Annotated in this window: 10 protein-coding genes and 1 pseudogene; 9 read left to right on the forward strand and 2 right to left on the reverse strand. The window is 55.4% G+C overall.

Going from position 1 to position 12867, the window contains the following annotated elements; translation table 11 throughout:
- Positions 1-44: 44 nt before the first annotated feature.
- Both F560_RS24260 and F560_RS23490 read left to right on the forward strand, forming a co-directional pair.
- Complete coding sequence (locus F560_RS24260; protein WP_051088351.1) at positions 45-1307, forward strand: stalk domain-containing protein; 1263 nt, start codon at positions 45-47, stop codon at positions 1305-1307.
- Between the two features lie 7 nt (positions 1308-1314).
- Positions 1315-2394: a phosphotransferase gene (locus tag F560_RS23490; protein ID WP_019006808.1), complete on the forward strand. Its 1080-nt coding sequence runs from the start codon at positions 1315-1317 to the stop codon at positions 2392-2394.
- Positions 2395-2400: 6 nt separating this feature from the next.
- Here F560_RS23490 and xerS read toward each other — a convergent pair whose 3' ends face one another.
- Positions 2401-3492 (reverse strand): tyrosine recombinase XerS, encoded by a 1092-nt coding sequence (xerS, locus tag F560_RS0116220; protein WP_019006809.1) that lies wholly within the window; start codon positions 3490-3492, stop codon positions 2401-2403.
- Positions 3493-3787: 295 nt separating this feature from the next.
- Here xerS and F560_RS0116225 point away from each other — a divergent pair, with 295 nt between their 5' ends.
- The 7 genes from F560_RS0116225 to F560_RS0116260 all read left to right on the forward strand — a co-directional run bounded on the left by F560_RS0116225 (position 3788) and on the right by F560_RS0116260 (position 12321).
- Entirely contained in the window at positions 3788-5365 is a 1578-nt protein-coding gene (locus F560_RS0116225) for a family 10 glycosylhydrolase (RefSeq protein ID WP_019006810.1), read from the forward strand.
- Between the two features lie 509 nt (positions 5366-5874).
- Positions 5875-6195 carry a hypothetical protein gene (locus tag F560_RS0116235; protein ID WP_019006812.1) on the forward strand — a complete coding sequence of 107 codons (321 nt, stop codon included), beginning with the start codon at positions 5875-5877 and terminating at the stop codon, positions 6193-6195.
- A 408-nt stretch (positions 6196-6603) separates the two neighbouring features.
- Positions 6604-8385: an ABC transporter substrate-binding protein gene (locus tag F560_RS0116240; protein WP_019006813.1), complete on the forward strand. Its 1782-nt coding sequence runs from the start codon at positions 6604-6606 to the stop codon at positions 8383-8385.
- Between the two features lie 69 nt (positions 8386-8454).
- A complete protein-coding gene (locus F560_RS0116245) occupies positions 8455-9417 on the forward strand; it encodes an ABC transporter permease (protein ID WP_019006814.1) in 963 nt (320 codons plus the stop codon).
- Positions 9418-9430: 13 nt separating this feature from the next.
- Positions 9431-10357: an oligopeptide ABC transporter permease gene (opp4C, locus tag F560_RS0116250; protein ID WP_019006815.1), complete on the forward strand. Its 927-nt coding sequence runs from the start codon at positions 9431-9433 to the stop codon at positions 10355-10357.
- A gap of 16 nt (positions 10358-10373) precedes the next feature.
- Complete coding sequence (locus F560_RS0116255; RefSeq protein WP_019006816.1) at positions 10374-11381, forward strand: ABC transporter ATP-binding protein; 1008 nt, start codon at positions 10374-10376, stop codon at positions 11379-11381.
- Entirely contained in the window at positions 11356-12321 is a 966-nt protein-coding gene (locus F560_RS0116260; protein WP_019006817.1) for an ABC transporter ATP-binding protein, read from the forward strand. Before F560_RS0116255 ends, F560_RS0116260 begins: the two co-directional genes overlap by 26 nt.
- Positions 12322-12637: 316 nt before the next feature.
- On the opposite strand, the pseudogene F560_RS25115 reads toward F560_RS0116260, so the two are convergent.
- A pseudogene (locus tag F560_RS25115) lies at positions 12638-12867 on the reverse strand (IS5/IS1182 family transposase); the annotation flags it as partial.

A 12867-nucleotide genomic window follows, 5' to 3' on the forward strand; every position in this document is an offset into this window, starting at 1 on the left:
GATTCGAAGACGGAAAAATGGGAGATTCATAGAATGAAGAGCTTATGGGGAAAAAGGGCTCTGGCGATCTTGCTGGGAGCGTCTCTCGCAGGCGCGTCCGGCGGATTCGGCGCGCCTGCGGCGTCGGCTGCCGGCGCTTCCCCGGCCCGGCCGTCCGCATCGTGCTGGACGGCTACAACCTTCCGTTTGACGCGGCGCCGCGAACCGAGCGGGGAACGACGCTCGTGCCGTTTCGTCCCATCGCCGAAGCGCTCGGCATTTCGGTCGTATGGGACGCCAAGACCAAGACGGTGACGGCTGTCGGGAGCGGCGCGGACGGAGCGGACGCGAAGGTCGTGCTGCGCGTCGGACAGAAGACGACGCAAGTGAACGGCAGCACGGTGGCGCTGTCGGCGGCGCCGGTCGAAAGCGGCGGGCGGGTGCTGATTCCGCTCGCCTTCTTCAGCCGGCAGTTCGGCGCCGCCGTCGCGTGGGATGCGGCGAACCGCACCGTCGAGATCAAGTCGCCGAAACGGGCGATGTATGTGCAGGCGTTCTACGCGCTCCGCTCCTATCCGCAGATCGACCGGCTCAAGACGCTGAATTCGGCCGCGTTCGGATGGACGCGGATTGACGAAAACGGCGAGCTCGTTACGGACGGCCGGGATTTCGCGTGGCCGAAGCCGGACGGAGACGTGACGCCCGAATCGATCGTGCAGCGGGTCAACGGCGAAACGTATTTGATGGCGTTCGCCGTGGACGGAAACCGGGAACTGACGAAGATGCTGACGGACGAAACGCTGCGCGCCCGGTCGATCGACAAGCTGGCGGCGCTCGCCAAGGACAGCGGCTTCGGCGGCATCATGCTGGACTTCGAAGGGCTGGCGCTAAAAGACGATCCGCTGGCGGCGCAAAAGGCGCTGAACGATTACGTGAAGCTGCTGGCGGCTAAAGCCGCGCCGGACGGCCTCAAGATCGCCCTGGCGGTGCCGCCGCCCAACGGTTCTTACAAAGGCTACGACTATCAAACGCTCGGCCGGCTCGCCGACCACCTGGTCTTGATGGCTTACGACTACATCCGGCAGGGGACGCCGGACCCGATCGGCAAAATCGACGAAGCGATCCGGCTGACGCTGAACGCAGGCGTGCCGAAAAGCAAGCTGCTGCTGGGCATCAACCTCTTTAACGAAAACGAAAAAACAATCGTGCCGATTATCGGCCTCGCCAAACGGTACGATCTGAAGGGCGTCTCCTTCTGGCGGCTCGGCCTGATGTCGGAAGCCGAAATGGCCGCGATCGACGCGTCCGTCACGAAGGAAGGAGCGTAAGCCGGCTTTGCCTTTCGATGCTTTCGACGCTCTTTTGGAGACCTTCTTCCCGGGCGGCGCCCGGAACGTCGAAACGGGGCTTTCGGGATGGAACAATACGACCCGCTATGTGACGGCAGGCGGCAATCGATGGGTGCTGCGCGTCTACGAAACGCATCGGGACGCGGACAAAATCCGGTTCGAGCATGCCGTTCTGCTCGAGCTTGCGCGGCGGAACCTGCCGTTTGCGGTGCCGGTTCCGATGCGCCTGCCGTCCGGCGCAACGTTCGTGCCCGTGCCGGACGGCTCGGGCCGATTCGGCTGCCTGTTTCGCTACATCGAAGGGAATCGGCCCGACAGCTCGGTGCCGCGCGTCGCGGGCGCCGTCGGGGAAGCGGTGGGCGCGCTGTGCCGGGAACTGAGCGCCGTCAAAGTGAGCGTCCGGCCGGCCTACGCGCCCTATTACGAGATGGACGCGGCGCATCCGTCCTGCCCGCAGGAGCGGATCGAGGCGTTCTGCGCCTCGCCGCCGCCGGCGTTCCGCGGCCAGCGCGCGGAACTGGCCATGCTTGCCGAAGAACTCCGGCAATTCCGCCGATACGCGCCTAAGCTGCGGAAGCTGCCGCATCAGCTCATCCACGGCGACGTGAACGACTCGAATCTGCTTGCAGCCGCGGACGATCCCGAACGGATCGCCGCCGTGCTCGACTTCGAGTTTTGCACATGGGACGCGCGAGCGATGGAACCGGCCGTCGTTCTATCCGGATTGCTTGGCACGGAGAAGAGGTCCGGACGGGCTTCAGCCGCTGCTCAATCGGCGGAAGCCCGTGAGGTTGGCGGGGATTGGGAGGAGGCCGTCGCCTCGTTCGTCCGCGGGTTTGGCCGGCATGTCCGGCTAACCGAAGCGGAAGCGGAAGCGATTGTTCCCTTGATGACGCTGCGCAAGCTGGATGTGTTCGTGCACTTTCTCGGCCGGCTGCTGGACGGGGTGGATACGGAAGATACGCTCCGCGAGCAGATCGACTCCGCCGCTGCCGGCCTCGAAACGTTGCGCCGCCGCCGCGGCAAGCTGGCGGCACGGTGCCGGGAGCTGATCGGGCCGCCGTAACGCCGATTATTCGGTTCCGGCCGGACGCTTGCGGTCGATCGCTTCCTCCATCGTTTTGTCCGTCAAGTGCGCGTAAATTTGCGTCGTCTCCGGCGAGGCGTGGCCGAGCTGCTCCTGGGTTTTGTACAGATCGTTGCGCAGATAGTAATCCGTCGCGAACGAATGGCGCAGCTTATGCACGGACAAATACGGCTTGCCGAACCGCTTGGCGTATTTGACGACCATTTCCTGAATCGCGCGCTTCGTCATGCGGGAGCCTTCTTTTTTGCCGTTCGCCAGGGCGAGAAAGAGGGCTTTTTCGCGTTTCGGGGCTTTGTACCGGATTTCTCTTTGCTGCAAATACGCTTCCAGATCGGCCACCGCATCCTGGCGGAAGTATACCGGCGTTTTGAACGTGTCGTCGTTTTTCCCTTTGCGGTACACGTGAACCAGCTTCTTTTTCAGATCGAGATCGTCGACGTTCAGATTCACCACCTCGGACACGCGCAGCCCGGAGTTCAGGATGAGGCTGACGATGCAGGCGTCCCGCGTCCGGTTCAGCTCGTGCGCATGCAGCGCCTGCTTGTTGCCGGCAACGTCCGCCGCGTAATCGTGCTTGATATACGCGATAAACTCCGCGATTTCTTCGTCCTGGAGCAGCTTGCCTTCCAGCTTGGCCGCGGTATCCTTCGGCTTGTGCGTCCGCTTGATCGACACTTTGGCCATGACATTGCGCTTCAGCAGCGGATAGAAGTTCTCGTCCTCCGCGATCTGGCTCAAATAATGGAACAGCGAACGGAGGGACGAAAGCTTCCGCGAGATCGTCGTCCGGCTGTTGGCCTGCTCCTTGCGCGTGGCGAGGAACATCCGGTAGTTGTCGATGCTGTCCATGTGCAGCTTTTCCAGATCCTCGAGCGGAATGGCGGTCATGCTTTTCGCTTCCGTGAGGCCTTCCGCCATGAGCCAGGAGAAAAACGTCTCGTAGTCCCGCACATATTCGAGCAGGGAGGAAGGGGACAGGTCGGGCAATTTATAGTTGACGAACTTCTCCACATACCAAGGCATGCCGGGAATTCGCCGTTCGAGTTCTTCGCGGTCTTTCTTTTTTTGAAGATTCATAAGATCACCCGTTTGAAAAAGTGAAGTCGGTTAAGTTTACATAATTATTGTTATGTATATTTACGTCCGCGTATGCGGCAAAAAACGGTATAACCATAGAATAGTATAGCATGGATGGTCCGCTTGGCGCGGGGGCAAAACGGGAATGTCCATCTATCGATCCCGCGCGTTTTTCCGAAAATAAAAATCGTCTCATGCGTCCAAGCAGCGGAACCATCGCGGCGAATCGGCGTCTAATGAACGGAGGCGTCGGGAAGACGCTTCATTTCGGTGCCGGTATTGGAGGATCGCATTCATGAACATTCGCAAACGGGTTTACAGAAGTTCGGTATGGGTCATGGCGTTGTTATTGTGGTGCACGGGGGTGCTCGCAGCTTCCGTCCAGGCCGCTTCATCGCCGATCGCCATTGTTCTGGATGGAAAACGGCTGACGAGCGACGTCGCTCCGTACATCGTACCCAAAGCCAATGTGACGCTCGTTCCGCTGCGGGTCATCAGCGAGAGCATCGGAGCTGCGGTCGATTGGAACCCAAGCGCCAAGTCCGTGACCATCCGGATGTCGGGGACGACAATCGTCATGCGCACAGGCCAAAAATACGCCACGGTCAACGGCGGCAACATTATGCTGGATATCACCGTGCAGACGAAGCAGGGACGGACGATGGTGCCGCTGCGTTTTGTCGGCGAGCAGCTTGGCCTTGCCGTCAACTGGGATTCGGCTTCGCGCACCATTACGCTGCTGTCGGCAGCGGCCGGCGGGGGATCGGGCCGATCCGGAGGCGTCGTCGGCGCCTGGATTTCGACGGTCTATAATTTGGACTGGCCTTCCGCAGCCTCGTACGGAAATGCCGAAATGCAGAAGGCGGAATTTGCCGCTCTGCTTGACAAGCTCCAGGCCATGGGGGTCAATACCGTGTTCGTTCAGGTTCGTCCGGCGGCGGACGCCCTGTATCCGTCCAGGCTCGTTCCCTGGTCGAAAGCGCTCACCGGCGTTCAGGGAGCCGATCCCGGCTACGATCCGCTGGCGTACATGATCGAGCAAACGCATCTCCGCGGGATGAAATTCGAAGCCTGGTTCAATCCGTTCCGGGCGACGACGGACGGCAACACATCCGCGCTGGACCCGAGCCACGTCGCGCTCTCGCATCCGGAGTGGATCGTTAAAGCCGGCGGCAAAGATTACATCAACCCCGGCATTCCCGAAGCGCGTCGGCATATTATCGATGTCATCATGGAAGTGGTGAACGGATACGAGATCGACGGCGTGCATCTGGACGATTATTTTTATCCGTCAGGCGTTGCCTTTGCGGACGACGACGCTTTTGCAGCCTATAACAGCGGCGGCTTCGCCGACAAGGCGGACTGGCGGCGCGACAACATCAACCGGTTCGTGCGCGAGCTCGGAGAGGCGATTCACGCGGCGAAACCGCAGGTGAGATTCGGCATCAGTCCGTTCGGCGTATGGCGCAACAAAAGCGCGGACAAAACCGGATCGGATACGAAAGCCGGCGTCTCCGCGTACGACAATATGTACGCCGACGTCCGAACGTGGATTCGCGAGGAATGGATCGACTACGTCGTTCCGCAAATTTACTGGAGCTTGTCCTTTTCCGCCGCCAGATACGATATTTTGACCGACTGGTGGGCCAACGAGGTCAAGGGGACGAACGTCGACCTGTACATCGGGCATGCCCCGTACAAGCTCGGAACGTCGGAGGCGGGCTGGCAGACGGCTCAGGAAATTGTCAATCAGTTGAAGTACAACGAATCGGTGCCGAAAGTAAAGGGCGACGTCTTTTTCAGCGCCAAAGATTTGCTCCGCAACCCGCTCGGGGTCGCCGATGCGCTAAAACAGTATTACGGATTGAAATGAAAGCAGGCTTGAGGAACCTCCGATCCCGCTTTGACGGCGGCATCGGAGGTTTTTTTGTTCTTCGAGTTTAAGTTTACATAATATTTATTATGTAAAAATATAATTTTGTCATTATATGCATAAAATATATAATCTATCGTATATTCTTTTCGTTTATATAGAATTTAGGGGATTTTACATCTTCTATACGTCGACTTTGATTGAAGTGTTCATTCGGAGACAGGCGGAAGCGAGAGGGGCTGTATTCGTAACTATAGGCTTCTTCGTCCTGAACGATCCGGCGACGGCCGGTTGGAACGAGAACCGAATCGCTGCGGTACTCACCTGGATTCAGCAAGGCGGCACTCTGATCGTCTGAGAAAATTAATGGCATTAAACAAAGGCGAAACCCTTGAAATTCCTTGGATTCCGAAAAGGACTCCATGATGATTTGCGCAATTAATGATTTATTGCGTTAATCATTATCGGCATGGAGTTTAGGCGTAGCGGGAGGCAGGAGGGGGACGACGTTGGACGGAAAAAGAGAGCTGACGGCGCTGCTGCTGTGGCTGATCGATATCGCCGTTCGGCGGATTTCGCTGCCTTGGAGCCGGATCGTTGCGCATCTTCGCAGCGGGTTGCCGTCAACCGTCAAAGCCAAGCGGGAGGAATCTTCTTCCTCTCAGCCTGCTGCGCATCCGGCGCGGAGCCATCCCTCTATCCGGGCAACTCCGCCGACCCCGGAGCCTGCGAAAAGGGAAACTGCGAGCGTTTCGGATTCTTCGGAAGCTGCGGATTCTACGGATGCCATGAGCCGGCTGCTCGCGGCCAAAAAAAGAAACCGCCGATAAGAAAATGCGCGCGAGGTTGCGGAAATGTTTTCCCTTTATACGGAATTTCTGATATGTTTATCGTATACTCCGAAATTGCTCCCGATCCGAGCGAAGCAAATGAATCGGGGAGAATGAATGGAACAATTGTTTTTTAAATAATATCTTTACATAAAATTACTTCTTACTTATAATATCCCATAACACCTCAGTTTTCCTTCATACGACTTCCTTCCTACTTTTCAACCAGAGTCTTCCTATAATTGTCTAAAAATTAAAAAAATCTCTGGGCTTTTTGGTACTTAAGGGCGCTTGGCGGTCTTCTTTTTCAACTATACATCCTAGATTTTCCTATGCATCCACAATATTGTGTTTTACTTATTAATTAATATATTGCGTTTCAATATTGAAATGCAAGGAGAGAGGAAGATGAGGATGAAAAGGAAATGGAATTGGTTGATGGTGGTCGTTCTCGCGTTATCCATGATGCTTGCCGCATGCACCGGCAACAAGAACGACAATACCGCGTCGGAAAGCCCGAGCGCCTCGCCCTCGGAAAACGCAAGCCCAAGTGCAAGCGCAAGCTCTTCGCCTTCGGAGACGGCGACGGGGGAAGATCAGACGTTCGGACTGATCAAAGCGACCGACACGTCCAAAATCCCCGCCGTGTCCAAAAACCGGACCGATACGCTGATCATCGGCATGCAGGCCCCTCAAGGGATCTTCAATCCAATCTACATGCAAACCGCCTACGATTTCTACGTATGCTACGCTCTTTTTGACTCTTTCCTCGAAGTCAACCCCGACGGTACGTATTCCGAAAGTCTGGCCGAGAAGGTCGATATTTCCGAAGACGGCCTCAAATATACCTTCCACCTGAAACCGGGCGTCACCTTCACGGACGGCACGCCGATGACGGTCAAAGACTATTATTTTACGCTGAAACTTCTGCTGGATTCGAGTTACGACGGAGAACTCGATCCGCTTAGCTATAACATTGTGGGCGCGAAAGAATATCACGAAAACAAGGCGAGCGAAATCTCGGGCGTCAAAATCATCGACGATTATACCGTCGAAGTGACCGTAACCGAGAAATCGGCGCTGACGCGGGACGAACTGGGCAATATTTATATTTTGCCGGAGGCTTATTACGGTAAAGGCTACAAACAAGGCAACCTTCAAACGGTTAAGGCGCTCAACGACAAACCGCTCGGCAGCGGCCAATATAAACTCGCTTCGTACAAACCCGGTCAGGAAGTGGTGCTCGAAGCGAACGAAAACTATTTCAGAGGCGCGCCGAAAATCAAGCAGGTGATCTACAAGCCGACGACCGAAGCAACCCAGCTGGAAATGCTGCGCAACGGCGAAACGGATGCGCAGGAAGGCGTTACGGTAACGGAAGACAACGTGGAAGAACTGAAAGCGTTCGGCTTTGTCGATCTCAGCCTTTTGCCGAACAACGGATACGGCTATATCGCCATGAATCATAAGCTGAAGAAATTCCAGGATGCGAAGGTTCGCCAGGCGCTCACGTACGGGCTGAACCGCGCCGAAATCGTCGAAAGCATTTACGGGCCGTATGCCCGGGTGATCAACATTCCGCAATCGAACGTATCCTGGGCTTATACGGAAGAAAATATCGAAAAATACGAATTCGATCCGGAAAAAGCCAAGCAGCTCCTCGATGAAGCCGGCTGGGTCGTCGGCTCGGGCGGCATCCGCGAGAAGGACGGAGAGAAGTTCAAGATCAACTTCTCCGCAACGGCCGACAATCCGGTCGTCGACGCGCTGCTCCCGATTATGACCAAGAACTACAAAGACTTGGGCATCGAAGTCGTGTCCGAAACGCTCGATTTCAACGCGATTATGGATAAGAAAGACAAAGGCGATTTCGAAATGTTCTTTGCGGCGTGGGGCTTGACGCCCGATCCCGACAACACCGTGTATATCACCAACGGAGCGCAAAACGACACCGGCTACTCCAACAAGAAGGTCGACGAGCTGATGGCCGCCGGCAAGAAAGAGCTCGACATCGAGAAAAGAAAAGAAATTTACAAACAAATGTATCAGGAGCTGAACAAGGACGTTCCCGATATCCTCCTGTATCAACGTGCGAACTTGATGGCGATCAACGCCCGCGCGCAAGGCTTTGACATTTCGCCGTACAAGGAATTCCCGTTCAGCCTGTATCAGGTGGAGCTGCAGCAATAATAAGGGCAGAGGGATATGTTCGGCTCGCATCGGGCCGGACATATCCCTTTACAGCCGGGAGGAATAGGGATGAGGCAGTATATCATCAGACGTCTGCTCCAGATGATTCCTACGTTGATCGGCATCTCCATTGTGGTGTTCGCGATTACCGCCTTGGTTCCGGGGGATTACATTACGGCCCGCAACAACCCCAATATGACGGTCGAAAAAGCGGAGGAGTTAAGAAGGCTGTACGGTCTTGACAAGCCCGATATCCAGCGGTACTTCATCTGGGCGGGAAATATGCTGCAGGGAAAATTCGGCGATTCGCTTCAGCATAAAAAACCGGTGCTGGAAGTGATTAATACGTATGTCTGGAACTCTTTTATCATCGCTTTTTGTTCGCTCGTGTTAAGCTGGTTTTTCGCGATCATCGCCGGGGTGTTTTCAGCCAAATTCCAATATTCTCTATTAGATAAGCTGATTACGCTGTTCGTGTTCGTGTGCATGTCGCTGCCTTCTTTTTTCATCGGACTTCTCGTGATCAAAATATTCGCGCTGACGCTCAATTGGTTTCCCGTCGGCGGCATGACGACCGGGGGGCTGAACGCCACCGGCTGGGCATACGTCAAAGACGTCGCTTATCACGGTTTCCTGCCGATTCTTGTGCTGACGATGCTGAGCACGGGAAGCCTGACCCGTTATTTCCGGACAAGTATGCTGGAAGTGATCCGTCAAGATTACATTCGAACGGCCCGCGCCAAAGGCCTCAAGGAGCGGACCGTCATCTTCAAGCATGCGCTTCGCAACGCCATGATTCCGGCCATCACGCTCCTTGGGTTCGAATTGCCCGCCCTGTTCGGGGGTGCGATCATCCTGGAGCATATTTTCATCTGGCCGGGGATCGGTCAGGTCTATCTCGGCTCCATCTCGATGAGAGACTATCCATTTATGCTGGGATTCACCATCATCCTTGCCGCGCTGACGCTCCTCGGGAATATGCTGTCCGACGTGCTTTACGGAGTGGCGGATCCCCGAATCCGTCTGAAGTAGAGGGGGAGAGGCCATGTCGACGGAAAGTTTGCCTGTTAAAACCAAAGCCGCAGCTAACCTGGCCAAATCGGCGGATTCGCCGTGGAGACTGGCATTCCGGCAGTTTTCCCGCAACCGGCTTGCGGTCGCCGGATTTATCATCCTGCTGGTCATGGCGGTGATTTGCTTCATCGGCCCGCTGTTCTCGCCCTATAATTTGTACGACTATTCCATAAAGGACAAAAACCTGGCACCGAACGCCCATTATTGGCTCGGCACCGACAAGCTCGGACGCGACGTGCTGCTGCGTCTCATGCTGGCGGGACGGATCTCCTTATTGGTCGGCATTGTCGCCACGTTGGTAACCGTGCTGATCGGCTCGATTCTGGGGGCGCTCTCCGGGTTTTACCGGAAGTTTGTGGACACGGTCATTATGCGGACGGCGGATATTTTTATGTCGCTGCCGACGCTGCCCATTCTTATCATTTTGGGCACCGTGCTGTCGGATCTGAAAGTGCATCCGTCTTACCGCATTTATTTTTTGATGCTGATCATCGGCTTGCTCAACTGGACGACGCTCGCCAGGCTGGTTCGCGGACAAGTGCTGATGCTGCGGGAACAGGAATTCATGCAGGCGACGGAGGCGCTCGGGCTCCGGGATCGAAGGAAAATATTCCGCCATCTGCTGCCGAATACGGTCCCGATTATCATCGTAACGGCAACCCTAAGCGTGGCCAGCGCCATCCTGTACGAATCCGCGATGAGCTACCTCGGGATCGGCGTCGTGCCGCCCACTCCGTCGTGGGGGAATATGATTGCCGACGCCAACAGCCTGATCGATTTCCGCAAAAGACCGTGGCTTTGGATTCCTCCCGGCATGTGCATTCTGATTACGACCGTGGCCATTAATCTGATCGGGGACGGACTTCGCGACGCGCTCGATCCGAAATCGAAGAAATAAAAGTGGGAGGTGCGATATGGCGAAAGAGATCGTGCAGTTCCGCAATCTGGAAACCCATTTTCATACTCCCGCGGGCATCGTAAAGGCTGTCGACAACGTGAGCTTTTCCATCCGGGAAGGCGAAACGCTGTGCGTCGTCGGCGAGTCCGGCTGCGGCAAAAGCGTGACGGCCATGTCGCTGATGAGGCTGGTCGAATCGCCGCCGGCGCGAATCTCCGGCGAAATATGGTTTGACGGCAAGGACGTATTGAAGCTGAGCAAAAAGGAAATGTCGAATTTGCGCGGCAACGACATCTCGATCATTTTCCAGGAGCCGATGTCCTCGCTAAACCCCGTGCTGACGATCGGCGAACAAATCACCGAGCCGCTGGCGCGCCATCTGCTGATGGACCGCAAGGAGGCAAAGAAAAGAGCGATCGAGCTCATCCGGCTCGTCGGCATTCCCCGCGCGGAAGCCATCTTCGACGCCTACCCCCACGAATTGAGCGGCGGCATGCGCCAACGGGTGATGATCGCCATCGCCTTGAGTTGCAATCCGAAGCTGCTGATCGCCGACGAGCCGACAACCGCGCTTGACGTGACGATCCAGGCGCAAATCTTGGATTTGATGCGGGATCTCAAAAAGAAGTTTAGTACGGCGATCATGCTGATTACGCACGACCTGGGCGTCGTGGCCGAGATGGCCGATTACGTGGTCGTCATGTACGCGGGCAAAATCATCGAGGAAGCGCCTGTGTTGGAGCTGTTTCAAAATCCGCAGCATCCTTATACGAAAGGGCTGCTCAACGCGAAGCCGATTCTCGGCCAGAAGCGGGAGCGCTTATATTCGATACCGGGGCAGGTCCCGAACCCGATCGAGCTCGAGGATAACTGTCATTTCCATGACCGCTGCGAATATTGCATGGAGATTTGCCGAATCAAGCCGCCGCCGTTTCGCGCGCACGGCAACGACAAACACAAAACGGCATGCTGGTTGTACGAGGAAGAGAGGGAAATCCATGAGCGAAGCTCTCATACGGGTTGATCGGTTAAAAAAGTACTTTCCGATTAGGGGCGGCGTTTTTCAACGGACGGTCGGGTATGTGAAGGCGGTCGACGGCGTCTCGTTCGACATCCGCAAAGGCGAGTCGTTCGGTCTCGTGGGCGAATCGGGCTGCGGAAAAAGCACCATCGGCCGAACAATTCTCCGGCTGGGAGACAAGACGGAAGGGAACGTCTTTTTTAACGGCCAAGACATATACAAGCTGCGGAAAGAAGAAATGCGAAAGCTGCGTCCCAAGCTGCAGATCGTGTTCCAAGACCCGTTCGGATCGCTGAATCCCAGGATCAAAGTCGGCGAAGCGATCGGGGAAGCGCTGCTTGACCATGGCGTCACCGACCGCAAGGAAGTGCGCAGGCGCGTTCTTCAGACGCTGGAAATCTGCGGGCTGGCGAGCTATCATTACGACCGGTATCCGCATGAATTTTCCGGCGGACAGCGTCAGCGGATCGGCATCGCCCGCGCCTTGATTCTGAACCCCGACTTTATTGTCGCGGACGAACCGGTATCGGCGCTGGATGTATCCATTCAGGCGCAAATCATCAACCTGCTCAGCGATCTGCAAAGAGAGCAAAGCCTGACGTATTTGTTCATTTCCCATGATTTAAGCGTGGTCGAGCACCTCTGCAATCGTGTCGGGGTCATGTATTTGGGGTCCATGGTCGAACTGGCGGGGAAGGAGGAATTGTTCCAAAATCCGCTTCATCCGTATACGAAAGCGCTGATGTCGGCGATTCCGGTTCCGGACCCGACGGTTAAGCGGGAACGGATTGTGCTGAAAGGCGATATCCCGAGTCCGGCGAACCCGCCGTCCGGATGCAAGTTCCATACCCGCTGTCCGATCGCGACGGATATTTGCAGTCAGAAGGTTCCCGAATACCGGAACGTAGGCCACGATCATTGGGTCGCTTGTCATTTGGCATAATCATTGGAAGGATTTATCATGCGACAAAACAATAAGTATAAGCCATCAAGCGCACTCACAACGATGAAGCTGTTGTGAGTGCTTCGAACTTTGAGAGGAGGTAAAGATTGTCTGAGACGATTTACTGTTATGAGGATATTCTTATCATGCTTGATTCCTTATTAAAAGAACAATCTAAATTCGGTTAAGCCCTCAAACTTAAAAACCGATATACTTTTTCACAAAACCCGTATTTTGTACATATGTCTGCAAATCGATTAAATCTCTTGTATTCTCTTGTATTTCTTGTATTGTAAAGGTTTAGAAGTCCGGTGAATTAAGTCAGTTTTAGCCGTCTAACTGACATGAAAAATGAGGAAACAAACATAGCCACCACTGATATGAGCAGGTTTGACACCGCCTCCGTCATCACGGATTTCGGTTTGTGGCATGCCAAAGCACCGGTTTGAGGTCGTTTTTTCTTAAACCGGCATAGTCTTTTCAGATTTTGAATGGTTGCCGTCAGTAGCGTCTGTTCCTGCATGCAGTCCAGCCCACGGCTCCGTG

Origin of the sequence: Cohnella laeviribosi DSM 21336, assembly GCF_000378425.1 — a bacterium.
Lineage (GTDB): Bacteria > Bacillota > Bacilli > Paenibacillales > Paenibacillaceae > Cohnella > Cohnella laeviribosi.